General features: G+C 50.2%; 20 protein-coding genes and 1 other RNA gene. 7 read left to right on the top strand and 14 right to left on the bottom strand.

Annotated elements, in window-relative coordinates; genetic code table 11:
• The first annotated feature begins 119 nt into the window (after positions 1-119).
• Positions 120-626, top strand: a complete 507-nt coding sequence (locus BN4609_RS07310) for a histidine phosphatase family protein (protein WP_068855914.1) — start codon at positions 120-122, stop codon at positions 624-626.
• 136 nt (positions 627-762) lie between these two features.
• Here BN4609_RS07310 and BN4609_RS07305 read toward each other — a convergent pair whose 3' ends face one another.
• A complete protein-coding gene (locus BN4609_RS07305) occupies positions 763-1,821 on the bottom strand; it encodes a hypothetical protein (protein ID WP_068855913.1) in 1,059 nt (352 codons plus the stop codon).
• A gap of 252 nt (positions 1,822-2,073) precedes the next feature.
• Here BN4609_RS07305 and BN4609_RS07300 point away from each other — a divergent pair, with 252 nt between their 5' ends.
• Together BN4609_RS07300 and BN4609_RS07295 are read left to right on the top strand one after the other, a co-directional pair.
• Positions 2,074-3,630 carry a capsule assembly Wzi family protein gene (locus tag BN4609_RS07300; RefSeq protein ID WP_068855912.1) on the top strand — a complete coding sequence of 519 codons (1,557 nt, stop codon included), beginning with the start codon at positions 2,074-2,076 and terminating at the stop codon, positions 3,628-3,630.
• A 57-nt stretch (positions 3,631-3,687) separates the two neighbouring features.
• Positions 3,688-4,134, top strand: a complete 447-nt coding sequence (locus BN4609_RS07295) for a lipocalin-like domain-containing protein (RefSeq protein WP_021993939.1) — start codon at positions 3,688-3,690, stop codon at positions 4,132-4,134.
• 635 nt (positions 4,135-4,769) lie between these two features.
• Here the strand turns inward: BN4609_RS07295 and BN4609_RS07290 are convergent.
• Positions 4,770-5,894 carry an MraY family glycosyltransferase gene (locus tag BN4609_RS07290; protein ID WP_021993940.1) on the bottom strand — a complete coding sequence of 375 codons (1,125 nt, stop codon included), beginning with the start codon at positions 5,892-5,894 and terminating at the stop codon, positions 4,770-4,772.
• A 321-nt stretch (positions 5,895-6,215) separates the two neighbouring features.
• On the opposite strand from BN4609_RS07290, the gene BN4609_RS07280 reads away from it, so the two are divergent.
• Complete coding sequence (locus tag BN4609_RS07280; RefSeq protein ID WP_068855910.1) at positions 6,216-7,250, top strand: NAD-dependent epimerase/dehydratase family protein; 1,035 nt, start codon at positions 6,216-6,218, stop codon at positions 7,248-7,250.
• Between the two features lie 145 nt (positions 7,251-7,395).
• Here BN4609_RS07280 and BN4609_RS07275 read toward each other — a convergent pair whose 3' ends face one another.
• From BN4609_RS07275 to BN4609_RS07235, 9 genes are read right to left on the bottom strand one after another with little or no spacing between them, the layout of a single operon-like run.
• The gene (locus BN4609_RS07275) at positions 7,396-8,244 is read right to left on the bottom strand and encodes a glycosyltransferase (RefSeq protein WP_021993944.1); all 849 of its coding nucleotides are present in this window, start codon (positions 8,242-8,244) and stop codon (positions 7,396-7,398) included.
• 33 nt (positions 8,245-8,277) lie between these two features.
• Positions 8,278-9,147 carry a glycosyltransferase family 2 protein gene (locus tag BN4609_RS07270; protein ID WP_068855909.1) on the bottom strand — a complete coding sequence of 290 codons (870 nt, stop codon included), beginning with the start codon at positions 9,145-9,147 and terminating at the stop codon, positions 8,278-8,280.
• A 1-nt stretch (position 9,148) separates the two neighbouring features.
• Complete coding sequence (locus BN4609_RS07265) at positions 9,149-9,985, bottom strand: glycosyltransferase family protein (protein WP_068855906.1); 837 nt, start codon at positions 9,983-9,985, stop codon at positions 9,149-9,151.
• Complete coding sequence (locus tag BN4609_RS07260; protein ID WP_084791414.1) at positions 9,978-10,589, bottom strand: acyltransferase; 612 nt, start codon at positions 10,587-10,589, stop codon at positions 9,978-9,980. The genes BN4609_RS07265 and BN4609_RS07260 overlap by 8 nt, the downstream gene beginning before the upstream one ends.
• Positions 10,577-11,917 carry a lipopolysaccharide biosynthesis protein gene (locus tag BN4609_RS07255; RefSeq protein WP_068855904.1) on the bottom strand — a complete coding sequence of 447 codons (1,341 nt, stop codon included), beginning with the start codon at positions 11,915-11,917 and terminating at the stop codon, positions 10,577-10,579. The genes BN4609_RS07260 and BN4609_RS07255 overlap by 13 nt, the downstream gene beginning before the upstream one ends.
• Positions 11,918-11,923: 6 nt before the next feature.
• Entirely contained in the window at positions 11,924-12,970 is a 1,047-nt protein-coding gene (locus BN4609_RS07250) for an EpsG family protein (protein WP_021993949.1), read from the bottom strand.
• On the bottom strand, positions 12,967-13,995 hold the full coding sequence (locus BN4609_RS07245) for a GumC domain-containing protein (protein ID WP_068855902.1): 1,029 nt from the start codon (positions 13,993-13,995) through the stop codon (positions 12,967-12,969). The genes BN4609_RS07250 and BN4609_RS07245 overlap by 4 nt, the downstream gene beginning before the upstream one ends.
• A 37-nt stretch (positions 13,996-14,032) precedes the next feature.
• Positions 14,033-16,570 carry an SLBB domain-containing protein gene (locus BN4609_RS07240; protein WP_068855897.1) on the bottom strand — a complete coding sequence of 846 codons (2,538 nt, stop codon included), beginning with the start codon at positions 16,568-16,570 and terminating at the stop codon, positions 14,033-14,035.
• Between the two features lie 9 nt (positions 16,571-16,579).
• Positions 16,580-17,200, bottom strand: coding sequence for a sugar transferase (locus BN4609_RS07235; RefSeq protein ID WP_068855893.1), 621 nt, complete (start codon positions 17,198-17,200; stop codon positions 16,580-16,582).
• A gap of 230 nt (positions 17,201-17,430) precedes the next feature.
• On the opposite strand from BN4609_RS07235, the gene ssrA reads away from it, so the two are divergent.
• Together ssrA and BN4609_RS07225 are read left to right on the top strand one after the other, a co-directional pair.
• Positions 17,431-17,831, top strand: a transfer-messenger RNA (tmRNA) gene (gene ssrA, locus BN4609_RS07230).
• A 410-nt stretch (positions 17,832-18,241) separates the two neighbouring features.
• Complete coding sequence (locus BN4609_RS07225) at positions 18,242-18,442, top strand: hypothetical protein (protein WP_068855891.1); 201 nt, start codon at positions 18,242-18,244, stop codon at positions 18,440-18,442.
• Positions 18,443-18,872: 430 nt separating this feature from the next.
• Here BN4609_RS07225 and BN4609_RS16490 read toward each other — a convergent pair whose 3' ends face one another.
• Positions 18,873-19,286, bottom strand: coding sequence for a hypothetical protein (locus BN4609_RS16490; RefSeq protein ID WP_068855889.1), 414 nt, complete (start codon positions 19,284-19,286; stop codon positions 18,873-18,875).
• Between the two features lie 145 nt (positions 19,287-19,431).
• On the opposite strand from BN4609_RS16490, the gene BN4609_RS07215 reads away from it, so the two are divergent.
• Complete coding sequence (locus BN4609_RS07215; RefSeq protein ID WP_068855887.1) at positions 19,432-19,947, top strand: GNAT family N-acetyltransferase; 516 nt, start codon at positions 19,432-19,434, stop codon at positions 19,945-19,947.
• 550 nt (positions 19,948-20,497) lie between these two features.
• Here BN4609_RS07215 and BN4609_RS07210 read toward each other — a convergent pair.
• Entirely contained in the window at positions 20,498-22,141 is a 1,644-nt protein-coding gene (locus BN4609_RS07210) for a RagB/SusD family nutrient uptake outer membrane protein (RefSeq protein ID WP_068855884.1), read from the bottom strand.
• A gap of 43 nt (positions 22,142-22,184) precedes the next feature.
• Complete coding sequence (locus BN4609_RS07205; protein WP_068855882.1) at positions 22,185-25,340, bottom strand: SusC/RagA family TonB-linked outer membrane protein; 3,156 nt, start codon at positions 25,338-25,340, stop codon at positions 22,185-22,187.
• Between the last annotated feature and the right edge of the window lie 141 nt (positions 25,341-25,481).

The raw sequence follows: 25,481 nt of genomic DNA, 5'->3' as shown, positions 1-25,481 counted from the left end.
ATTGCACTCGTTTGCAATATCTTTGTATAAGATAATCTGCACTCGGGAAATAGAAAGCAAGCTTTCTTTCCACTCGTTTGCATTATCTATACAGACAGAACTATTTAAAGAAAAGAACTATGACAAGACTTTATCTGGTGCGCCACGGTGAGACGGTGGACAATGTCAACTGCATATTACAGGGACAGACGCAGGGCTGTCTGACGCCTGAAGGCATAAGACAGGCTGAAAGTGTGAGAGACAGAATGGCTGGTGAGAGGATTGACGCGTTTGTGTCGAGCGACCTGAAACGCTCTTACGACACATGCGCCATCATCGCCGCTCCGCACGGTATGAAGGTTGTGACGACTCCGTTGCTGCGGGAGCGCGACTGGGGAGGGTTCACCGGGATGTATATTCCCGACCTTAAGGGCGTGGCGTGGCCCGATGATGTGGAGACGCTTGAGGCATTGAGGGAGCGCGCCGCACGCTTTCTCGACTTCATACGTGGGACGTATGCCGGCAAGACAGTGCTTGCCGTGGGTCACGGAATAATAAACAAGGCGGTGCAGAGCGTTTACCGTGACGTGCCGATGAACGAAATAGAAAAGATGACAAACGCAGAGGTGCGCATCCTTGACTTATAGTGTCGCGCCTCTGCGGTTTGTCATCCTTTAATCATTTAATATGTACCTTTACTTAATGGAAGAGACAGATACCGTTTGGTTTTGATTTTAAATTATGTTGACTTACACTTTTTCATGTTCTCAGAGAGTGCCTCTCTTAGCGGCGTCCGCCGAACTTGCTTCCGCCACGGCTTGATGATGACGAGCTGCGGCTTGCTCCGGAGGAACTCCGGTTTGTCCCGAATGAGCCTCTGTTGCCCGAGAATGAGGAACGGCTGCTGCCTCGCGATATGCTCGGAGTGCTTGTAGAGCGTTTGCTTCCGAACGAGCCTGTGCTGCGGTTCACGCTTCCTGACGACCTGTCGCGCATGTTGTTTATGAGGTCGCGGTTGTTTGTGGCAGAGCCTCCGAAGCGTCCGCTGCCCGAGAACACCGGATTGCTCCTTACTGTTCTGTTGTCTGACGAGCCGCCGTTTTTCGGTGCGAAGGTGTCGCGGGGCTTTTGCGGGGTCTTCGATACGCTTCCTCCGCGCATGCCTCCGAAGCTTGAAGCCTTCACTGTTGTTATACCTTTCTTGTCTGTCACGGTTGCCTGCCGTCTGCCGAAGCTGCCTCCGCCGTTGCCCGGTCTGCTTGTCACGATGGGTGTGCGGCTGCCGTTTCTGTTGCCGAACACGCCTCTGTGTCCCTCACCGTAGTCTCCGCGCCTGAATCCGTCGCGCATTCCGAAGTGGCGTCTGTCGGGTTCCGGTCTGAAGTTGTTTGCCCTATACCACGACCGTCCGCCGTTGTGTCTCCAGCTGTGACCGCCGCAATAGACGGTGACAAAGTGCGGACAACCGAAGTAGAAGTAGTCTCTGTGGGGGTAGCGGGCGTATATTCTGAACCTCCAGTAGCCTGCGTTCCAGTAGAGCGGGCGGTAGAAATAGAGTGCGTCGCAGAATGTGCTGTACTGCCAGTCGAACAGAACATAGCTCAGATCCAGATTGCGTTGTCTCCAGTATATGCCGAAGAGGTCGTCCTGTGTGCGTATGCTCATCAGGTAGTCGAGGTTTATCTCGTATGCCGCCTCATACTGTGCTTCACTCAGATTAAGTTCATACGCCATCTTATCTGTAAGGAAAAGAGCCTGTTCGCGTGCCTGCTCATAGCTCATGGCATTTGCCGATACTGTCACCGTGAACAGTAATATAAGGGCTGATACAAACTTTTTCATAATCGTATATTTTAATGTTACACATCCGTTGTTCTTATCTCTGATGCAAAGATAGGACTGTTTTGCGTAACGGAAAGAGGGAATTTTCCTATAAAATCGGGGGATTTCCCTAAAATGCGGAATATATGCCGCAGGTAGTCATTGGCTTTCATGCCGGATGAAAAAGCGGGGAATAAGTAATGATTGTGCGGAAAATGACAGTTTATTGGATAAATAATGTAAATTTGCAGGGTAAAAGACACAGATGTGAATATGAAGGGTTTATATGCCGCGTGCCTGCTTCTTGCTGTCAGTATGGCTGTGAGGGCGCAGGCGTGGGAGGAAGCCGGTGATGCCGGGAAACTCAGTCCGGCACGAGGGCTGAGGTATGGAGTGGAGATGCAGGGCTCGTTCTCGAAGGGCAGGACACCGTTGTGGCTCAACGCCAACAAGTATGGTCTGAGCTCGCTCGATAAGTACAACGGATATGTGAGAGCCATGGTGGCGCGCGACCTTAGCGTCGACTCCACGAGACGGTGGGGAATAGGCTACGGCGCAGACGTGGCGGTGCCGGTGAACTATACGAGCAGCGTGGTGGTGCAGCAGGCATACGGCGAGCTGAGATGGCTCTACGGAGTGCTCACCGTGGGCAGCAAGCAGCAGCCGATGGAGCTGAAGAACAACGCGCTGAGCAGCGGATCGCAGACGCTGGGCATCAATGCGCGCCCCGTGCCGCAGGTGCGTCTGGCTCTGGCAGACTACTGGGTGCTGCCTTTCTCGCACGGATGGCTGAGGCTGAAGGGACACATCGCCTACGGCAAGATGACCGACGACAACTGGCAGCATGAGGTGACGGGACGCAAGTCGAAGTATGCCGACGACGTGCTCTACCACAGTAAGGCAGGCTATATAAAGATAGGCAATGAGGACCGGTTTCTTCCCTGGTCGCTCGAACTGGGTCTGGAGATGGCGGCTATGTTCGGCGGAACAGCCTACCGCCCGCAGTCTGACGGCACGATGCTGGCGTTGAAGGGCGAGGGCGGACTGAAAGGCATGTGGCAGGCTCTTGTCCCCAGCGGCGCGGATGCGGGCGAGACGCTCTACAAGAACATATCCGGCAACCAGGTGGGGTCATGGCTCATGCGCGTGAACTACGACGGTGACCGCTGGCGTCTGGGCATATACGCCGACAAATATTTTGAAGACCACTCCGCCATGTTCCTCATCGACTACGACGGCTACGGCAGCGGCGACGAGTGGAAGAAGAAGAAAAAGAGCAAGTTTCTGCTCTACGACCTGAAGGACATGATGCTCGGCGTGGAGGTGAACCTCAAATATGGCACGTGGATACGCGACATAGTGTTCGAGTATATATACACAAAGTATCAGAGCGGACCGGTGTATCACGACCACACTCCGTCGTTCGCCGACCACATAGGAGGCATAGACAATTATTACAACCATTACATTTATACCGGATGGCAGCACTGGGGGCAGGTGATAGGCAATCCTCTCTACCGCTCGCCGATATACAACGATGACGGGACAATATCGGTGAAGAACTCCCGCTTCATGGCTTTCCATATGGGAATAGACGGACGTCCGGCGGAGAACCTCACCTACCGGCTGCTCGGCACGTGGCAGGAGGGACTGGGAACATATGCCATGCCTTACACCGGAAAGCGTCACAACGTGAGCTTCATGGCTGAGGCTACATACAGTTTCGCGCACGACTGGAAGGTGAGGGGCGCCTATGCGATGGACTTCGGACGCATTCTGGGCAACAACGCGGGGTTCCAGCTCACGGTGTCGAAGAGCGGATGGTTCTGACACACGGATGATGCGGCAGCGGAAAAAACATGGAATAAAGGAATACATACAACTGATATGAAGAGGAAAGACATATATACAATCATCGCGGCATGGCTTACAGCCGTCCTGTCAGCGTCGTGCGAGATAGAGACATCGGACAATGGCGACCTCGACGGATTCTGGCATCTCGAGCGGGTGGACACCATCCGGACAGGCGGCAGGCTCGACCTGAAGGACGAGTATGTGTTCTGGGCGGTGCAGAAAGACCTGCTCAACGCATGCGACAGGCACGGAGACAGGGGTGACTTCCTGTTCCGCTTCGAGCACAAGGGCAAGACTCTCAGACTGTACGACCCGCACGTGAACGACAGGATGAACGGCGACCCGGCTGTGGACGACGCCGGAATGCTGCGCCCGTTCGGGGTGAACGCGCTCGACGAGACGTTCGGCGTGGAGCGGCTGACAGGCTCGAAGATGGTGCTGTCTACTGAAGAATTGAGACTGAGTTTCACAAAACTGTGACGCGCGGAGGCTGCCTGTGTTGCCGGATGGGGTATGCCGGACACCGGCTGATGCGGACTTATGCGCCTCCGATGGGCGTGTGTGGAGTCATGGCGGACACTTCAGGAAATGAATAATTATGCGTTTCTGAAAGTAAAGAATTTTGACATCAGAAATTGTCAAAACAGAAAACGCGGACCGTCACGGAAGTGGCGCGTAATCATGAAAAACCGTTTTTACATACGAAATGGCATCAGATTGATACGTATATTTACCCCTTTACGGCTCAAAAAATCGTTTTTGGAGAGGAAATTTAAGGTATGATGATGCGCAGAAGAGGCTTTTCCATGGCGCGGAAAAGCATGTCTTGCGAGACGGAAGAGCCTCTTCGGCGGTGCGGAAGAGCCTCTTTGGCAGGGCTGGAAAATGTGTCTTGAATCATGTTATAGGCTAATGCGCTGGACTACAGCGGCTTGCGTGAAGTGTGCGAGAGTGGCGTATTTGCGCGCGGATGAGCATTAGCGTCGGAAAACATCGGTATTTTGAGGTTACGGTGTATGGATATGCATATTACAAAGGCGGTTTCCGTATAAATATGCAGGATGCATGGCGGCGTGCCATTGCGCGCAGGGTGCGTGGCGGGGGAAAGTCTGACGTTATGCGGCGGTGGTGCCGTTGTCTGCCGTCAGCCTGCGCTCGTTCTTCCTTATGAATATGTCTGTGACGAGCTGGAAGCCGGTGTAGACGAGTATGTCGGTCAGAACGATGAGGTCGCTCTTCATTACCGGGCGCAGAGCCTTGTTGAGAACGATGAACGTGGCGGCAAGAAGAAGTATGGTGACAAGAGCCTGATGCTGCGACATTCCGGCACGCATCAGCTTGTGGTGTATGTGGTTCTTGTCAGCCTTGAATATCGGGTGGCGGTTCTTCAGCCGCGTTATGATGACCCTCACCACATCGAAGCAGGGCACAATGAGCAGTGTGTAGGTTATCAGCAGACTGTTGTTGCGGTAGGGCATGACGTTCGGATTGTGCATGGCGAACTTGATGAGAAGGAACCCGAGAATGAAACCCAGGGTGAGACTTCCCGAGTCGCCCATGAAAATCTTGTGTCCCTTCTCCGGCTTCCCCCATATGTTGAAGAAGAGATATGCCGTGAGCACGCCCATGAGTCCGGCTATGAGGATGGCGTAAGTGTAGATGCCCTCATGCATGAAGCACAGCAGGAAGCCTGTGAGCGAGAGCAGGGCGAGTCCGCCGGAGAGCCCGTCGATGCCGTCGATGAGGTTCATGGCGTTGTCGATGAACACGAGCACGAACACCGTGAGCGGCGCACCCACCCAGAACGGGAGCTCGTGTATGCCGAACATGCCGTACATGTTGTTGATGTAAAGACCGGAGAGAGGCAGCAGCGATGCGGCTATTATCTGCACGGCGAACTTGGTTCTCGGTCTCACTCCCACAATGTCGTCCACTATACCTATGATGTATATGAGCGAAAGGCTTATGAGGAACATCACAGACCATGTGCCTATGGTTATCTGCCGTTGTCCGGTGAGCTGGTTGAGAATGGCTATTCCGAAGATGAAGGCTATGAGCGTGCACGGCAGGAAGCATATTCCTCCAAGGCGGGGAATGGCGTTCTTGTGCACTTTGCGCGCGTTGGGAATGTCGTAAAGGTTCTTTTTAATGCAGAAGTTGACAATGTGCGGTATGATGATGAAACCGCACGCGGTGCTTATGACAAAAGCAGACAATATCAGAATGATGCTGTTCTCCATTAATGAATTCAGTTTATATTATAACTCATATATTACGGTATTATTGCATGGAGAGGCATATATTAGCTGTCATGAAGCCTTGACGGCATCTCTGCAAATGGCTATGCGGAGATGCCGCGCGTGTGTGCCTGCATGGCTTTCCTACGGTATCAGCCGCCGGACGTGCCGTTACAGTTTTACCGTTTTTATGGTGCAAGTAACGGAAAAATATCTTACCTTTGCAGAAGATAAGCTGCACTCGGGAAATAGAAAGCAAGCTTTCTTTCCTCTCGTTTGCATTATCTTTGTCACAATTTCAGTAAAAAGCAACATACACTTGATATGAGAATATTGGTCACGGGGGCAGCCGGATTCATCGGCTCTAAGGTATTTAAGGAGCTGGCAAGACGCGGCGATTTCGTAGTCGGGATAGACAACATGAACGATTATTATGATGTGAGACTGAAGTACGGACGTCTCGCTGAGTGCGGTTTTTCACAACCGGAAGCCATACAGAGCGGCAGCGTGGTAAGGAATCCTGTGTACGACAACGCGCTTTTCATCCGGATGTCTATTGATGACAAGGAGATGACCGACCGGATATTCGAGGAATACCGATTCGACAAGGTGATGAATCTGGCTGCGCAGGCAGGTGTGCGCTATTCGATAACCAATCCTTACTCCTATCTTCAGAGTAACATGGCTGGCTTTCTCAACATTCTGGAGGCGTGCCGCAACTATGGTGTGAGGCATCTCATATTCGCTTCGTCAAGTTCTATATACGGTCTTAACACGGACGCACCGTATAAGGAGGACGACAAGGTGGACACACCGGTGAGCCTGTATGCGGCTACAAAGAAAGCCGACGAGCTGATGGCGCACTGCTACAGCAAGCTTTACGGATTCACAACCACGGGTCTGCGCTATTTCACTGTATACGGACCGTGGGGACGCCCGGACATGTCGCCTTCGCTGTTTGCCGGAGCCATATTGAGAGGAGAGCCGATAAAGGTGTTCAACAACGGCGACATGATGCGCGACTTCACATATATAGACGACATCGTGGACGGCACAATATCTGTCATCGACACACCTGAGGACAGCATAAGGCGCGACAACGGGGTGCCTTACCGCATATACAACATAGGCTGCTCGCATCCGGTGAGACTGATGGACTTTATCAGCGAGATAGAGACCGCGCTCGGCAGGGAGGCTGAGAAGATTTATCTGCCCATGCAGCCGGGCGACGTCTACAGCACCAATGCGGACACGTCGAGGCTGGAGAACGAGATTGGCTACAAGCCGCACGTGTCGCTGCACGAGGGAATAAGCCGGTTCGCGGAGTGGTTTGTGTCTGAAAAGAACCCGTTGAGATGAGTGTCCGGATGAATCGGGATGAGTGTCCGGGCGGACAGCCGTGGAGGAACCGGTGTGAGAGGATTGTGAGAAACATGTCAGAACACGGCGGGAGGTCATGACAGACGGTGCGTACTGCATGCGAAAGGCGCGCAATAGGAATGTATTATTGCGCGCCTTTCGTGTTCTTGTCCACCACGTAATGCCTTATCCTGCTGCCGTAGATGAACTTCACCACGCGCAGAGGCATCAGTCTGAAAACAAGACGGCTTATGGGAAACACGTATTTTGGAGTGAGCAGACCGTATACTCTCCTTACGCCGTTCATGTAGATGCGGAACTCGTTCCATGCCTTTGCGCGGCTGCGTCGGCGGAACATCTCGTCGTCACGGCGGAAGTAGAGCGTTATGTCGTCGATGTTGCCTATCTTGTATCCGGCGCATATGGCGTCGAACCACAGGGCTATGTCCTGGCTCGTGCGGTAGCGTTCGTCATACTTCAGTCCGTTTCTGAATATCGCGCTGCGCATCATCACCGTGGGGTGGGCGAGCGGACTCGCCTTGTATATGGTGCGCATCACCTCGTCGTTGTTCCTCGGATAGTGGCGCACGTTGAGCTTCGGATTGCTGCTGTTGAACTCCTGCATGGCTCCGCCCACTATCGCCACGTCCGGGTTTGCCTCAAGAAAGGCGGTCTGCCGTTCGAATCGTCTGGGGTCGGACAGGTCGTCGCTGTCCATGCGGGCTATGAGGTCGGAAGACGCCAGACGCAGGGCTATGTTGAGCGACTTTGTCAGTCCGAGGTTTGTCCCGTTACTGTGTGTTATCAGCCTGTCGCCGATGCGCTCTTTCCATGTGCTTATGGTCCGCTCCAGCGCATCCGTCAGCGGACCGTCCTTTATCAGTATTATCTCCGCAGGCTTTACTGTCTGGTCGGTCCAAATGCTCCTTATCGACTCGTCCAGATACTCGGGACGCTCGTTTCTGTAAACCGACATTATAACTGAGATGGTCATTGTCTGTATCTCTATATAAGAATATTCTTTTTATTATTTGATTAAACCGTCCTTTATCCCTCTTGCAATCTGTTTGGCATATACGATCCTTGGCTTTACGAATAAAGGGAAGTAAACGGCTTTGACTGCGTATTTGAAGAAATGTCTGAATTTCCACCAGAACGGGACATAGTTTCTCCTGAAAAGCCAGATATAGTTCCTGAACTGGTAGTAAATGCGGAACTCGGATGAGATTGAAATGTCCTTGTTACCTATTTTCCTTGATTCCTTGCCCAACATGTGCCTTATTCTTGCATTCTCCGCTATATAGAAGCGGTAACCTTTTGTAGCGGCTCTCCAGCACCATTCGTTATCCACACCGTCTATGAAAAGTTTTTCGTCGAACATTCCTGCATGTTGGAAGTTCCCGGTCTCAATCAACGATATGGATGAGCGTATGTAGCTGCATCTTGTCGCGGTTGTGTACTGGCGTCCGTTCTTTTTTATTGTTACCTTGTCATATTCTTTGGATTTTGAGGGATAAGGCATGCCTGTCTTTATATTGACGGCTCTTGTGCCTACGCCTCCTGTCTTTATGCCTTCAGATTTCAGGAATGTGTATGTGTCAAGAAGTTTGCCTACGGTGTCTGGTTCGGCTATGCTGTCTTGGTCGCTGAACAGTACGAAGTCGCAACGGTCGCCAACAAGACATCGGATGCCGGTGTTTTGCGCTGCGGCAATACCTGTATTATTATATAATGGTATATATTTTATTTTTGCATTCTGTGGAATCCGGTCTTCATTCGATTTACGGGAATTGTCTATCAGATAAACTTTATCTACCTGAGGTAATAAGACGTTCAAGGAGTGGAGCGTCTGCTCAATGTCCGGATTATATAATATTATGATAGCTCCGATATTCATTTCATATTCCTTTCATGATGCCTTTAACCATGTTCTTCCAGCATTCGCATCCTCCTTTGACAAATAACGGGAAGTAAATGAGCCTCATGGAAAACTTTATACCTGTTGCTATTTTCCATTGCAAAGGTACATATTTCCTGCGTAAAAGCCAAAGGTAGTTGCGGTATTGGTAAAAATAGCGGAACGGTTTGGATATTATGACAACCTGTCTGCCTATCCTTATTTCCCTTTGTCCTACTTTGTGCGCGATGCTTACATTTGGAGTTATTCCGCAAACCATACCCTTTGACGCCGCACGCCAGCACCAGTCGTAGTCCACATAGTCTATAAACAGTCGCTCATCGTTCATGCCTACCGTCCTGATGGCATCTGCGGATATGCAGCTCCCGGATGATATGACGTCGCGGCGGAGTATTAAATCCGAGCTTGCATATCTGTCCTTATGTATTGCAGACCTGTATTCCTCACCGCTGTCCTTGCGTTTCACTGTGGGGCCGAGCATCGCGAGGTTGGGTATGTCCTTCTTTATTGATTTAAACTCATTGGCAATCAGTGACGGGTAATCATGCCCGAAGCGGCTGTCCTGATCGAAAAATACAAGATGGCTTACGCACTCTCTCAACATAATTCTCATACCGATGTTCTGCGCTTCGGCTATTCCCTTGTTTGCCTTGTTGCATACGTAATGCATCCTGCCTATTTTTGAATCTTTTGTAAATGGCAGGTCTGAGTTGTCAACAATAACTCCGCGATATGTTTTGGCAACAGATTCTGCATTGCCTATATCTTCTTCTGAAGGATTGTAAAGAATTATTATTACTGCTGTCCCGTCATCCATTATTCAAGTTCTTTATTATTCTTGCAGGATTACCTGCCGCTATACAATATGGAGGAATGTCTTTGCTTACAACCGCATTCGCACCTATAATTGCTCCGTCACCTATTGTCACATTAGGTAAAATGGTGGCTTTGTCGCCAATCCATACTTTCTTTCCAATGCAAACACGCCCTTTTGAGAACAGTATTCTTTCTGGAATGTTTTTTTTCATATTCTCAATTGTTGTGTCACCGTGTGAATTATCGGTTATGGTTACCATCCTTCCGGTTGTTGTACCTTCACCTATAATTATTTCATTGATGGCGGTAATAAAGCAATGTTCGCCAAGATCAACATTGTCTTCTATAGTTATGGTTGGGCTGAATTGCTGATTGTGGTATCTGACTTGTGCTGCTATGGTTGTATTTTTTCTTATTATGACGTTCTTTCCTATATTAATATTGTTACCTCCATATATCTTTATTCTTGGCCATACTGTTATGTTTTTGCCGCAGGATTGTATGCTGTAATGTATGAACCATCCGTATATAGAGCGATATATGTAGCATATCGCTCTCAATAGGAATCGAATTGCACTTACAAAGTATTTTGTCATTTGTTCCATAATCCTTTTGCTTTACCTTGAGATATTCTTTTGAATTGGATAATATTGATTGACGCACATATTAATGTAGCCGATATGAGTGTCACAACCAATCCTGTTGTTCCATAATAACGGCATGTAATGAATTCTATCGGAACGAACAATACTGTCTCACATACTGCCATTATGGTCATGACTCGTATTTTCCCTATTCCGAAAAGCAGGTAAGAGTAACAGTTACTTACTACCATGACATAACTGTAAACAGCCATCAAAGCAGACAGTTGCGTGCTTATACTTATCTTGTCACCAATCCATATCTTATAGAATATCGGTGAGACGAAATACATAATAACTGTGAGCAGGATACATGCGAGCAGCAGTCTGTTTATGTTTTTTACAATTTTGTTTATCCATGTCCAGTCTCCTTTTGTATATGCGTCCGTAGTTGCAGACCATAATGGAGACACTATGATGGTGAAAAACAGGTAGAGTATGTTGAAATACCTGTAAGAAATCTGGTAAGGGGAAACTTCTGCAGGAGTCAGGACTTTTGATATGATGAAGTTGGATGACATGAACAGCAGCAGACCTGAGAGTTGTATGATGAAAAAGGACAGCCCCAGCGTCAGCAGGTCTTTGCATGTAGCCGTGTTGAAGAACCTTATTGAGGGTGCAAGAAACTTGTATTTCTTACAGAATGTTATCGGATAGGATATAATATATACTATCAGCGGAGATAATGTAAATGCAATGACGACATTCAGCAAGGTGCTTTTCCCGAACAATGATATTACAAACAGCAGAAGTAACGACACTGTCTGTCCGGACACAACAAGCAGGTTGTTTATAGCGGGAAGCTGCATTCCGAGATATATATTGCCAATACACTTGAATATGAATGTGGTACCCATTATTGAGAGTGACGCTATGAGGATTGTATTAAGGTGTGGAACGAGCTGAGGGTCTACATTCATTATCTTGTAGCAGTCGGTCATTGATATAATGAATGACAGGATTATCACTATTGGTATGATGGTTATGATAAGCATGCCAAATGTACTACTGACAAGCATACGGGCTGTTTGTTTGTCGTTTTTCGCCATAGCTTCTGCCAGTCTGTTTCTTAGTCCGTTGCCCAGACCGACATCTATCGCATCTATTCCTACGAATATGGAGTTTATGGTGAGCCATAGTCCGTACTCATATCCAGAAAGACATTGAAGTGACAGAGGCACGATGAGGAACTGGATGATGCAGCTCCATCCCTTTATGACCAGCGAACCGGCAATGTTTTTCTTTACCAGTGCGGTGCGTCTGTCGCCTTTGAATATGTTTCTTATGTTCATGTCTGTCTATGGATGTAGGAATTCCGCGTAGAACGCGTTTATGCAGAAGAGAGCGATACCGACTATTGCTACCACCGACTTTGCGAGCCATCCGGGCTTTATGGTGTAATATATATTGGCGAAAATGAATATTTCGGCAATGCCATAAAGTTCACTTATCCTGAACGAAAGCACCGGGAGGAACGACAGTGCGAGGAATGAAAATACAGAGAGTCCGGTAAGTCGGAGCATCAAAGGCAGATATTTGTTGTGCTTTATTACTGTATCATAGAAGTAGAGTATATAAAGATAGGTGAACCATGTCACGACAAACACGGCGTTGAAGATATTTATATCACTGCCTTTTATGCCTCGTTCACTAAGTTCCTGATAGGCTGCGAGCTTGTCGCCTATATATGGTATGGGTATCTCGGTGAGAAGATTGATGTTGGCGAAACACAGAAGATAGCCGAGAGGAACAAGCAATGACCACATGAGTCTTGTTCTCTTGCTCATGTCTTTGTTGCTGAGAAACAGCACAGGAAACAACGCCAGGGTGGAGTAGTGGAACACGCAGCCAAGGAGAAGAAGCAGTGCCGTGAGTCCTTTTCTGTTCTCTGCCAGCGGTATTATAGCCATCATGAATATACCGGAAACAACACATGCCCTTATCTGGGTCATGTCGTGCAGTATGTAGTAGTTGCCCATATATACGAGCAAAGGAAGGAACCACAGTTCGGAAAGCCTCTTCATGGCTGTCATCTTCAGCAAGATTCCAGCTCCTGAATAGAGTATGAACATTATGTGAGCGTCGTCGGTGAAGCTGTTGAACAGCTGTGACAGAAACAGATACGAGTATTCAACAGCCATCTGAACATACGGATCGTCATAGTGGTTGTAGAAAAACTCGTAGTTCTCGGAGTCGTTGTCGAATCCTATCTCCTTGAATCCTGCGCACAGGAACAGTATGACACCTATTGATATATATATGGCTTTATTATACCGTTTCGTCCTTTCCTCAAAAAGAGAAGCGATGAATGTCAGGAAAAAGACCGAAAGCAATATATATATCATGCTCTTTCTTTATATAGAATCTTTATTGATGTGCCTATGAATGTGAGGAATGTTACGACGGCGACAAATATCATCCGTTTTGGACCGGCGGGTCTGAGGGGCACTGATGCCGACTGTAGTGTGGTGAATGCCGGAGTGCGTTCCTGCACCTTAGCCCTTGCCGCGTTGAGCTGGTTGGACATCATGCTGTAGGCATTGAAGTTGAGTTGCATCTCGTTTTCAAGGTCCTCCATCTTCGATTTGTAGCTTTCGAGCATGAGCTCGTTGTTTGCATCGGCGAACGATGCGTACTGCTGTCTTGACTGTGTGTATTTTTTCTTAGCCTCGTTATACAGCTTCTCTGTATATTCAAGGTCGTTGCGGGCTTTCCTTGTGCGGTAGTCTGTGATGAACTCTTGCAGCCGGCTTTTCACAGAATCAGCCATTGTGGCACATATAAGAGGGTCCTGGTCGGTGACGGTTATTGATATCACGTAGTTCTTCTTGTCGACACTGCACTCTATTTTCTTTTCCAATGACTTCATGATGCCGTTCTGTTGCTTTGTCAGTCTGAACGGGTTTATCTTCCCGTTTCCGGCAGCGGAGGTCTTTTCCTTGAACATGTCCTTCACCCTGTTCATTGCTACGGTCCACCATGGAGCAGACTGGTGTTTCAGAAGATAGTCATAATAGTCGGTCCGCAGAGTGCCGTCTGCCGTCACAACCTGTATGGGGAACAGGCTTGTTCTGAAATCTACGGAGTTTACAAGGTCGGGATAGAGTTCTGGCAGAATGGCGTCGCTGCTTGCGCCTGTGGCTGACGAGAGATCGAAATCGAAAGATGAGGCTATCTGATTCAGCGAGCTTGAACTAAGATTTGACATCTCTGGTGCAAGAGTTACCGTGCAGCGGTAGTAGCGGGGAACGCATATTATCAGCAGGCATGACAGTATGAAGGCTACCGGCAGTGATATGGCGTAGGCTTTAGGATGCTTACGTATGGTCTTGACAATCTTGACAAAATCTATTTGTTTAATATCTTCCATCTTGTTGCAATGTCTTTTGAGTGGATGCTTGCTGGTTTTATTTCAACAGATTGACCAATGTGGCAATCATCGTTGCTATAGATGCCGTGGATGTGCCTATGGCGAGCCATTGTGCGAGAGACTTGCCGTCGCTCTTGGGCTTGCTCGGAACCACAATCTCGCAACCGGGGCGCACCTTCGTGCCATGGCCCACCTTTGCCACCGTTCCGTTCATATATATAATGTATGTCTGGCTCTTCTTTGCTCTGTTGCCCCATCCTCCAGCCTGGTCGATGTAGTAGGACACTTTCTTGCCTTTCTCATACGACACGGTGTTGGGGAAGAGCACGTCGCCGCTTATCTTCACCGTTCCGTTGTATTCGGGTATGATGATGCGGTCGCCCTCGCGCAGTACGAGGTCCGCGTCGCCTCCCGGTTCCTTGAGAGCTTTGTCAAGTTCTATTCCCACGGGGTATGTGGTGCCGATGTCGAGCTTCTTCACGTCGATGGTGTCGCCGCTCTGCGCCTTCGCCAGTTTGAGCAGAGTCTCGTCTCTCATCTGCTCCTCCGGTGTGCGTTTGCGCTCTATGCGCGCTCCTTCGGCGTATGCGCGGTCGTTCAGTCCGCCCGCTTTTCTGATGATGTCAGACAGCCGTTCGTTCTTGGATGTGAGCGTATAGGTGCCGGCGAACATCACGTTGCCTTCCACCTCCACGTTCTGCTGTTCGTTATATCCGGGACTCTTGCGGACGTAAACCTCGTCGAACGGCATGAGCGTGAAGCCCGGCTGTCCGTCGATGACGAATCCTTCCTTCAGAGCCAGAGTGAATGTCTGCGATATGACGCTGTCGGGGCGCAGGGCCTTGGGGTTGTTTATGCGGCGCGCCACATCCACCTTCACCGTGGATGCCGCGTCCTTCAGTCCTCCTGCCTGCAGGATGAAGTCCTCTATCGTCTCGTTGTCGGCATACTGGTATATGCCCGGATAGTTCACCTCACCGTGTATGGTGATGGTGCGCTGCATCTGTCTTTCCGACTTTGTAGGTATGAAGAGCACGTCGTTCTCTTTGAGCGGAACGTCCGGCACGGTGCCTTTCATTATGCCGTCCAGGTCGATGCTCAGCACCTCCAGCGTGCGGTCTTCCTTCATGCGGTGCATCACGGCACGCGCAGTGAACGCATCCTCTTTCACTCCTTCGGCGTGTTCGACGAGCGACCTCACGCTTGTTATGTCGCCTCCCACCTGATACATGCCAGGGCGGAACACGGCTCCTTTCACCTCAACCATGTTTGAGAAGCGGTTGAGTATGGAGTCCACGCTCACAGAGTCGCCGTCGGCTACATGGAATGTGTTCATGTCGAATTCAGTGATGTTGTAAACCGAGTAGTCGCGTCCGGTCTTGCGCACCAGCCGCACAGCCTTGCGGTAGGCGTCACCGGCGAATCCTCCGGCATACTTCAGCAGTGTGCCGACGCTCTCGTCCTTCTTCATCTCATAGTACATCGGGCGTTTCACCTTTCCGGTGATGTTCACAAGACAGTCGTATGGCTCCACGGTTATGACGTCGCCGTCGGCAAGCCTGATGTTGCCGGTGAGCTTGCCGTTGAGTATATAGTCGTATATGTCGACCTTGCTCACGAGCTTGTTGTTGCGGTATACCTTGATGTTGCGGAGCGTACCGATGTCGTTCGTCCCTCCTGCCATGTACAGAGCGTGGAACACGGAGGCGAAAGCCGACAGCGTGTAAGTGCCGGGGAGAGCCACCTCACCCATCACGTTTACGGTTATCGTGCGTGTCTGCCCGAGCGTAAGTCTCACCTTGCTGCTGCTGTAGCGTGCTCCGAGCTGCGATTTTATGCGGGCGTTTGCCTGCTGCACGGTGAGCCCGCTCACCTGTATTGGTCCGAACCCCTCGATGGTAACGTCGCCGTCGGGAGACACTGTTGAGTTTATCACTTTCTGTGATGCCCCGTATATGTCTATGATGACGGCGTCGCCCGGTCCGAGAATGTAGTTCTGCGGTGTGGCGATGTTCATGTTCGGTTCGAATGTGAGGTTCTTGTTGTTGAATATGTCGCGTCCGAACACCCTGCGTTTCATCTTCTCGCGTTCGGCGATGAGCTGCTTCAGCATTGTCGCCGTGTCGGTGGGCAGGATGAGTCCCAGCTCGTTCTGGAACTGCAGGAACGTAGGGTCGCTCTTGTCATACTGCTGCACGGGCGCCATGTCGTCGTATATCCTGTAGTTGGAGTAGTTGTCGCGGGTGGTGAGTGATGTACGGCTTCCGTCGTCGTCTTTTTTGTTCTTTCCGTTGTTTGTGCGCATTCTGTTCTCCGCGTCGTCCATTGCCTTGTCGGCAACGTGGCCCAGTCCCTGACTGCTTATCTGTTTCTCGTATTTGCTTCTGACGCGCCTTATCTGCTGGATGTTCACGCCTCGCTGTATCAGTTTTGTGACAATCTGCTGTTGGGATGTACCTTTCTCATGTTCCTCAACCACAAACTCGAGCACCTGGTCGTCGGTCATTGACGACTGTGCCGACGCACATACGGGGATGAGCATGATGAGGAATACTAATGCGATAAGTTTCTTCATATGTTTATATCAGAATTTTTTTCCTGTGACGATGCATATCACGGTCTTCGCCGCAATCTTGAAGTCGAGCCATAGGGAGCGGCGCCGGTAGTAGTCGATGTCCATGTGCAGGCGCCGTATCATTTTCTCCATCGTGTCGGTGTAGCCGTTGTACAGGGTGGCTTCCGACGTCAGACCGGGCCGCATGCGGTATATTATGCTGTAGCTGCTGTCTACCGCCATTATCTGGTCGATGAAATACTTGCGCTCGGGGCGCGGACCGACGAGCGACATGTCGCCCCTGAGCACGTTCCACATCTGCGGCAGCTCGTCGAGATGGTGCCCGCGGAGAAACTGCTCGAGGCGTGTGGAGTTGGTGTTGTCGCACCGTGCCACGAGCTGGGGTCCGTTCTCCTCTATCACGCTGCTCATTGTACGGAATTTGAATATCACGAACGGCTTCGCTCCGTATCCTATCCTTATCTGCCGGAAGAACACCGGACCGTTTTTCTGACATTTCATCAGAATCATGATAAGCAGAAATACCGGTGACAGCACCACCAGACCTACGGCAGAGCACACTATGTCGGTCGCTCTCTTTATGGCGCGTTGGGTGCGTCCCATTCCGTCCTGCGGTGTTTCTTCAATCATTGGTTTCCTGTTTTGTTTTCTGTTCTGATAATATAACTCCGTTTGCGCGATTTTGTTGCAAAGGTAAGTAAATTTTATTAAGAAATGTTATCCTGTGTGCCATAATGACGCGAAAAAGACGGAAAATCATTGCCGTGAACAAAATATTTGTTATCTTTGCACACGTCGGACATTGGCTTAAAGCCATTGCCGTGAACGTGCGCGGCCGTCAAGACCGTGCATGGCATGCCGGGGCTGACCGGATTTGACAGCGGGCAGAAATGGTATGTAAGCACGCGGAGCCTCGTCTGCCGGCTCCATAATATCAGCAGTCGAAAATTTATCTGGCGAAAACAATTACGCTCTCGCTGCCTAATCGAAGTACAGTAGGTTACTGGCTTTATCCCGTCACAAGGTGACAGGACGAGACATCGCCCGGAAGCTCTTGTCCCGAAGCGTTCCGAACAGGCGGTGCGGTAAAATCGGGAATAGCCGTGGTGTGCCCCGCCGCTGCGGTGAAATTTAAGGGGATAAGGTTGTGGTTGGTGGTCCGGGTCTTGCCGCAGCACGAAAACCGAAGTCCGGAATAAGCGTGTAGAAAGCGTATGGTTTCCCTGTTTGGACGAGGGTTCAACTCCCTCCAGCTCCACAGTTTCGCAAGAAGAGTCCGCTGACCGTTGAGGTTCGCGGGCTCTTTTTTATTATATGTGCTTCAGGGGATGCGGAGAGGGGATGGGGTATCGAGTGTTGGAACTTAATACATATATGTCATTAGAACGCCGATAGTGCATTTAACCCCAATCGGTCATCAGTCTCCGGTTTTGATTATGCGTTATTGTCTGGTGTCTTGCTTGCCGTTTCGACGAAGGCATATCGGGCTACGCCGGGGCGGAACGGCAAGCAAGACGCCTATGGAAGCGCGTAAGCAGGCTGGAGAATATGTGAAATAAGGATTTGTTCGAATATATGCGTTTTAATGCTATTTGGCTTTAAGGTTTATTGTCGGCTCTTCATCCCTCTTCCGCACTGCTGACGTCATCTTGTGTTCAGCCGTTTCCCGATGTGATTCGCTGCATTTTCGATAAAGCAGAATGCAATCCGGCTGACAACAGCACGAAACGAGAATGGAAGTATAATGACATATTCGGGCTTAACGTTAAAGGTGTGGCGGATGCCGGGGTGTACTGGTCAGCCGACGCGTTTATGCGGGAATGGGGCAGGGGAATCGTTATGCACGGCATAAAGGTGGTGATAAGAATGTAATATGAAGATATAATTCGGTTTAACATTGGTTTACTTTTGATGGTTCGGATTTAACATTCTGTTTTCCCTCTTTCAGGCTTCCGTCTCCTTGTTTTTGGCGGTTTAAAGTGCGTGTTCCGCTCCGTGAGATAGTGTTCAGCGTGCCTTGTTCCGGTCAAACGGGCTTTTTGGGGCGGCAGGAAAGTGCGTTTGGGGGTGTCGGAGAGTCTTTCCTGCATGACGGAAGAGCCTCTTTGGCTTTGCGGAAAAGCCTTTGTCGTGAACAGGGAAAAGCGTTGTTGGCATATTGTTTTGTATAATCCGTTGTGTGACAGGATGTTGCGCGATGTGCCTGATACTGCCGTTTTTCGACTCGCTTTCCGTCTTTCTTATTTCTACAGCGTAATTTTCGGTTTGTAACAGTGATAATTTAACATTTAGGACTGTGATTTTATGCTTTTTTATATATTCTTGATTGCGAAAGAATAATGTGATTGTATTGACGTTGCAAACCATTTTTCTTATCTTTGCATAAGGCAAGCTGCACTCGGGAAATAAAGAGCAAGCTCTCTTTCCTCTCGTTTGCATTGCCTTTGCATAAGGCAAGCTGCACTCGGGAAATAAAGAGCAAGCTCTCTTTCCTCTCGTTTGCATTGCCTTTGTATAAGGCAAGCTGCACTCGGGAAATAAAGAGCAAGCTCTCTTTCCGCTCGTTTGCATTGTCTTTGTATAAGGCAAGCTGCGGTTCGGCAGTATCAAGTCCGGTAAAACAAAGTTTTCCCGTCTTGCTGTTGCACTCACCTTGCATTGCCTTTGCATAAAGCAAGCTGCGGTTCGGCAGTGCTTTTGGGATATTGTCTTTCACGGCGAGGCACGGGAATGGATTGCTGTACCGCTGCGCCGCATAGGCGTTACAGAACTTGGGGAACCGTTGTCGCTACCACCGGACATACGGGATGCCCTTTGGTGTGACTACGGTGGATGTGATGTGTTTTCATTATGATTATTGTATGGATGAGGATTTTTCTTTTTTGAGCATCAGGCAGGCAGTGGCTGCCGATGTGCCCGGGCTGATTGACATCTTCGCCTGTGCCAGGCGTTTCATGGCAGCGAACGGCAACCCTACACAGTGGGGTGGAGGCTATCCTGATGCCGCGCAGGTGAACGCCGACGTGGCAGCCCGCCACTGCTACGTGGTGGAGCACGGTGTCATGGGCATAGTGGGCACGTTCTGCCTTGTTGAGGGCGACGACCCCACATATGCCGTTATAGAGGACGGCAGATGGCTCGACGATGATGCCTACGCCACAATCCACCGTCTTGCCTCAAACGGAGTCTGCCGCGGTGTGGCTCGTGCGGCGGTGGAATGGAGTGTGCGGCGTTGCCCCAACCTGCGCACAGACACCCATGCCGACAATGCTCCCATGCTCGCTTTTCTGCGCAAGGCGGGATTCGTCAGGTGTGGCACAATATACTGTCGCGACGGTACGCCGCGCATAGCGTTCCAGCGTCACGACCGTGGATGAGAGGTGTGGTGAGTGGCGATGATTCGGGATAAATATTACCTGTGCGTCAAGTGTCGGTGCATATGTCATATACGGATGCAGACTACGTTGTTTCATGATCAGATGAACAACGACATTGCTCACACAACATCCAAGCCTGTGGTTTAACACCAATCGGTGATTAGAACGACGGTTGTGCATTTAAGATTTCTTGTCAGCTCTTTTTCCTTCTTCCGCACTGCCGTCATCATCTTGCCTTCCGCTTTTTCCAGGTGTAGCCAGCTACATCTTCGATAAAGCAGCATGCAATCCGGCTGATAGCAGTACGGAATAAGAATGGAAGTCTGATGAACGCTTCGGTTTATGATAATGAGCCTTCTGTTTCGTTGGCAAACATTGTCCTGAGTGTGCGCTCCGCAAAAATGCAGAAGTCCCCGGAACCATCTGGTGCGGTTCCGGGGACTTTTTCAGGATGTCCGGCATGAGCTGTGCCGGCGTTTCGGTTTTATTCAGACTATGTATTGGCATCATGCGGGCGAACCCGCATGATGTTTTACGTGTAGTGCGGAGCTTATCTCCAGCCCGGATTCTGATGGCCGTTCAGTGCCGGGTTCCTCTGCATCTCGTCCAGCGGGATGGGGAAGAGCAGTGCGAATTCAGGTATTGCACCCTCGCGTATCTGTCCGTCCGGCTTGTTCTGGATGTCTGCTGAGGCAAGGGCTACCCATTTCAGAGTGCCTGACTGTGTGCCGTCTGCCTCAGGATAGAGGCGTGTGCGGCGTATGTCGTCCCATACACGGAACTCGAGCGGAAGCTCGTGCAGACGTTCTGTGAGTATTGCCTGTATGAGTGCGTCGCCTGTGGCTGTCTCGTCGGCAAGACCCGCACGTTTGCGCACTTGGTTGAGATAGTAGTGTGCCTGTCCCTCTGCGTTGCCTTCATGTCCGGTGCGTGCCAGACCCTCTGCTGCTATGAGCAGCACTTCCGAATAGCGCATCATCGGCACGTTGTAGTCGCCGTCGTGTCCGGACATGAGCGCGTTCTCGTCAAACCACATCCAGTTGCCTGCTTCGTTCAGGTCGTGTGTCACTCCTGTGGCGTCTGTGTAGTGCCAGAAGAAGAACTGCTTCTCATGTCCGCGGATGTCGTCAGGAGCGTAGCTGTCGAGTATCATCTTGCAGGGGAGGTATGCGTTGTACATCACGTCTCCGCCCGGATGGAATATCTGGTCACCGTTGGCGTCAGCCCACTGGAATGCGTCAGTACCGATGGAGCGGCATGCGTATGAGTTGCCCACGTTGAAGTTGGTGTAGTCATATTCCTTTGCCATGAGTATCTCACCGGATGTCTTTGATGTCTTTATCACGTTGTATGCCGAGTTGAGGTCGTCGCTGCTGCCCTGAGCCTGCTCGAGCGAGTATACGCCGGAGTTGATTACCTGAAGTGCCGTCTTGGCTGCCTTGTCGTAATATTCGGCTCCACCGTTCACCGGAGCGCCTGCCCACTGCAGATAAACCTGCGCGAGGAGCATCTGTGCGGTGCCTTTTGTTATGTGTCCGCCGTTGTTGTAGAATGTCTTTTCAGGCAGTGAGTTGCTGTTGATAGCCTCAAGGAGGTCGGTCTCGATGTGTCCGTATACATCCGCTGCCGGTGAAGGTTTTACGTACATTCCTTCAGTTGAGGTGTACGGTTTGTCGATGTAAGGCACGTTGTTGAATTCCTTCACCAGATAGAAATAGCCCAGTGCGCGGAAGAACTTTGCCTCAGCCAGATAGTTGTCTATTGTAGCCTGGTCGAGCACATCGGTCATCTTTGTCACGTTGGCTATGACGAAGTTGGCGCGTGATATGCCTTTGTAGAACTCGTGCCACATGGAGAAGGCTGCATCGTCGAATGCCTCGCATGTGAACGTACATCCTTCAGAGGCGGTTGTGAACTGGCGGTCTTTGCGCTTGTCTACGTAAAGTCCCGACATTATACCGGGCCACATAGTGGCTTTCGGTGTCCATCCGCCGCCGAGGTCGGTGTTGTGTAGATAGGGCACTCCGCCGAAGTAAAGGGCGTCGACAGCTGATTCCGCATCCTCAGCAGTTTTCCAGAACTGACCGGAGCCTTTCATGTCTTTCGGGTCCTCCTCAAGAAAATCGTCGCATGATGTCAGAGACATCGCTCCCAAAAGCACTCCGATAATGCATAAATATTTATGAGTTTTCATATCTTTTGTTTTCGTTTATTGTTTCACTTTTTATTTTTGTTTATCAGAACGTAAGGTTCACACCGAGAGTGAATGTACGTGGACGCGGATATGAGAAGAACTGACGGTTTGCTCCCCAGTTGTTGTCGCCGAGGCGTGTGGAGTTGTCAGGATCGTAGCCCAGATAGTCGCTTGCGGTGATGATGAACAGGTTGCTGAGGTTTGCGTATACGCGCAGGGCGGAAAGACCGGCTTTCTTTATGAGCTTCTTGTCGAATGTGTAGCCCAGCTGTATAAGGTTGCAGCGGAGATATGAACCGTCGCACACCCAGTCGTCGTCAGCATTGTTGTTCGCTCCCTGTCCGAAGTTGTTCAGACGGATAGCCTGCTCCACACCGTTGGGGTTGAGATCCGGATGCCAAGCCTCCTGATAGAGACGGTCGAGACCGTTTGTAAGGAAACGTGCCACTGTAGAGTGGTAGTACTCCTGCATGATGTCAGCTCCCCAAGAGAACTGGAAGTCGAGTGTGAGGTCGAAGCCTTTGTAGTTGAATGTGTTGATGAACGATCCGGTCCAGTCAGGCAGACCGTTACCGATAATCTGACGGTCTTTGTACGTAACTTTCTCTCCGATTACCGAAGGAATGTTCATTGTGTTCGCATCCCAGTTCTCCGGGTGACCGTCGTATATGCCTGCGCGCTTGTATCCGTAGAACGATGAAAGCGGCTCTCCCTCACGTATCACCATGTCGTAGCCTACGAATCCGTCTACAAGAATCTGGCGTTTGCCGGATATCGGGTCTACAGACGCAGCCTCGTCAAGTTTCTCCACTTTGTTCTTGTTGAACGACATGTTGAGTGTTGATGTCCACTGGAAGTCGTTTGTCTGTATCGGATAGGCTGTTATAAGGAAATCGAGACCCTGGTTTGACACTGCACCGATGTTGTCCATGATTGATGAATAACCTGTAGACTCGGGCACCGGACGGTCCAGAAGAAGGTCTGATGTATACTTATAATAGTACGAGATGTCGAAGTTGAGGCGGTTGTTGAACAGTCCGAGTTCGAAACCGAAGTCCCACTGAGCCGTCTTCTCCCATTTAAGGTCTGGGTTCGGCATGTTGTCGAGGTAAGACACGGTGTGCAGTCCGTTGCCGAGTATTATCGTGCTCTGGCTTACTGTGGCAAGCGAACGGTATGTACCGATTTCTGAGTTACCTGTCATACCGAACGACGTGTGCAGTTTCAGTTTGCTTATCGTCTTGTTGTCTCTGAGGAACGGTTCGTTTGAGGCAAGCCATCCGAGACCCACAGACGGGAAGAAGGCGTACTTGTTGTTCTCTCCGAACTTGGAAGAACCGTCGTAACGTGCCGTTACTGTGGCGAGATATGTGTCGTCGTAGTTGTATGCCACGCGCAGGAAGTATGAGTTCATCGCCCATTTGTCGTAGTCGTTGCCTACAGACGGACGGTTTGTTCCGGAACCGAGGTTGTAGTATCCGAAGAAGTCGTCGATGTAATGGCTGTCTGATGCGCTGAAGTAAGTGTACTCGCGTGCCTGCCATGACATACCAGCCATTGCGTTCAGATGATGTTTGTTGAAGTTCTTGATGTAGGTGAGGTAAGTCTCTTCCTGCCAGTACAGTGTGTTGGAGTTGCTTGCGTTAGCCGTTCCCTCGCTGTTCTGGTTGATCATTGGACGCGGTTTGAACGGAGTGTATCCTGCAACGCGGTTGTTGTGGTAGTCTACACCGAACTGTGTCTTCAGGTCGAGTCCGTCAATGATGTGGAATGTCAGAGCCGCATTTCCGAATATCTGCGTGTTGTATGACATGTTCTGTATTCTCTCGAGAAGCTCCACCGGGTTGCCCACGCCCTCGGGTGAGAAGCTCTGGTAACCGCTGTTGGGGTTGTTCTTGTCGTTGAGTATGGCAGTGGTGTTCACCATGTTGTTCTGTGTGTATACACCGTCCATCTTGACAGGAAGCCATGGCAGCTGCTCAATCATGGTACGCAGCGCGCCTTGTCCGTACGGGTTGTCTGAGGTTCTGTTACCCCATGTGTGGTTCACGAGGAGGTTAACAGCTGTAGACAGCCATTTTGTAGGTTTGTCGTCATATGACAGCTTTGCGTTCACACGTTTGTAGTAGGAGTTCTTCATTATACCCTGCTGGTCGGTGTAGTTGAGGAATGCGCCTACAGAATAGTCCTTGCCGCCGCGCTGTATACTGATCTGGTGGTTGTGGGAGATGGCTGTGCGTGAAGCCTCGTCCTGCCAGTCGGTATTGTAGATAGGTGTGCCGTCAGAATTGAAGAAACGCGGGTCGGTGAAGATGTGCGACAGGTCGGTGTCGAAGTTCTTACCCTGCCATGCGTTGGCGTTCTCGAGTCCCTGCTTGAATGCTGCCATCCATTCGTATGAGTCCATTACGTCCATCTTTCTTGCCATCGTGCTTATTGACAGCGAACCGTCATAAGAGACGTGCACTCCCTCGCCTGCATTACCGCGTTTTGTCGTTACCATGACAACGCCGTTGGCACCGCGCGCTCCGTAAATGGCTGCTGCTGAAGCGTCTTTCAGCACTTCTATCGACTCGATGTCGTTCGGGTTGAGAAGGTTGAAGTCAGACATAGCCACACCGTCGACGATGTATAGCGGGCTTGCTGATGCGTTGATGGTGGATATACCACGGATGATCACTCTCACCTCACCTCCGGGCTGTCCGGTGTTGGTGAAGATGTTCACACCTGCCGCCTTACCTTTCAGACCTTCAAGAGCGTTGAACGACTGCTGCTTGATGATGTCCTTACCTTTCGTGGTGGACACCGAGCCTGTCAGGTCTGACTTGCGCATGGTTCCGTAACCTACCACCACGAGCTCGTCAAGGACATTGCTCTCTTCTTGCAGCACAACGTCAAGTGTGTTGCCTGAAATGGATGATACCGGTATTTCCTGTGTCGTGTATCCAAGATAGGAGAATACCAATACGCCGTTTGCAGGTGCCGATATCTTGTATTTACCGTTGATATCGGTCATTGTCGCTGTCATTGAGTCTTTCACCTTTACGGTTCCGCTAATTACAACCTCTCCTCTGGAATCAGTAACCGTTCCGGAGATTTCCTTTGCATTTTGGGCTTTGACTTGCCCACCCCCCCCTATAAGAAGGCATAGCATTAAGCCAATGAGGGTAACAATGCTTACTCTACCAGATTTCTGCATAGTCTTAGAAAGTTAGTTAATAATTGAGTTTTAATTAAAATATTGTTTGTTTGTTTGTTGTTTTGGTCTGTTATAAGTCTTGATTTACGTTTTTGCGTATGAAACAGGCTGCGCCCGGCAATTTGAAAACAAGGTTTCATT

Source organism: Leyella lascolaii, from assembly GCF_900079775.1.
GTDB classification, from domain to species: domain Bacteria; phylum Bacteroidota; class Bacteroidia; order Bacteroidales; family Bacteroidaceae; genus Prevotella; species Prevotella lascolaii.
This window is presented reverse-complemented; position numbering and strand designations above follow the sequence as displayed.

Coding starts and splice junctions, on each gene's coding strand:
- BN4609_RS07310 (WP_068855914.1), top strand. CDS start 120: ATGACAAGACTTTATCTGGTGCGCCACGGTGAGACGGTGGACAATGTC.
- BN4609_RS07305 (WP_068855913.1), bottom strand. CDS start 1,821: ATGAAAAAGTTTGTATCAGCCCTTATATTACTGTTCACGGTGACAGTA.
- BN4609_RS07300 (WP_068855912.1), top strand. CDS start 2,074: ATGAAGGGTTTATATGCCGCGTGCCTGCTTCTTGCTGTCAGTATGGCT.
- BN4609_RS07295 (WP_021993939.1), top strand. CDS start 3,688: ATGAAGAGGAAAGACATATATACAATCATCGCGGCATGGCTTACAGCC.
- BN4609_RS07290 (WP_021993940.1), bottom strand. CDS start 5,894: ATGGAGAACAGCATCATTCTGATATTGTCTGCTTTTGTCATAAGCACC.
- BN4609_RS07280 (WP_068855910.1), top strand. CDS start 6,216: ATGAGAATATTGGTCACGGGGGCAGCCGGATTCATCGGCTCTAAGGTA.
- BN4609_RS07275 (WP_021993944.1), bottom strand. CDS start 8,244: ATGACCATCTCAGTTATAATGTCGGTTTACAGAAACGAGCGTCCCGAG.
- BN4609_RS07270 (WP_068855909.1), bottom strand. CDS start 9,147: ATGAATATCGGAGCTATCATAATATTATATAATCCGGACATTGAGCAG.
- BN4609_RS07265 (WP_068855906.1), bottom strand. CDS start 9,985: ATGGATGACGGGACAGCAGTAATAATAATTCTTTACAATCCTTCAGAA.
- BN4609_RS07260 (WP_084791414.1), bottom strand. CDS start 10,589: ATGGAACAAATGACAAAATACTTTGTAAGTGCAATTCGATTCCTATTG.
- BN4609_RS07255 (WP_068855904.1), bottom strand. CDS start 11,917: ATGAACATAAGAAACATATTCAAAGGCGACAGACGCACCGCACTGGTA.
- BN4609_RS07250 (WP_021993949.1), bottom strand. CDS start 12,970: ATGATATATATATTGCTTTCGGTCTTTTTCCTGACATTCATCGCTTCT.
- BN4609_RS07245 (WP_068855902.1), bottom strand. CDS start 13,995: ATGGAAGATATTAAACAAATAGATTTTGTCAAGATTGTCAAGACCATA.
- BN4609_RS07240 (WP_068855897.1), bottom strand. CDS start 16,570: ATGAAGAAACTTATCGCATTAGTATTCCTCATCATGCTCATCCCCGTA.
- BN4609_RS07235 (WP_068855893.1), bottom strand. CDS start 17,200: ATGATTGAAGAAACACCGCAGGACGGAATGGGACGCACCCAACGCGCC.
- BN4609_RS07215 (WP_068855887.1), top strand. CDS start 19,432: ATGGATGAGGATTTTTCTTTTTTGAGCATCAGGCAGGCAGTGGCTGCC.
- BN4609_RS07210 (WP_068855884.1), bottom strand. CDS start 22,141: ATGAAAACTCATAAATATTTATGCATTATCGGAGTGCTTTTGGGAGCG.
- BN4609_RS07205 (WP_068855882.1), bottom strand. CDS start 25,340: ATGCAGAAATCTGGTAGAGTAAGCATTGTTACCCTCATTGGCTTAATG.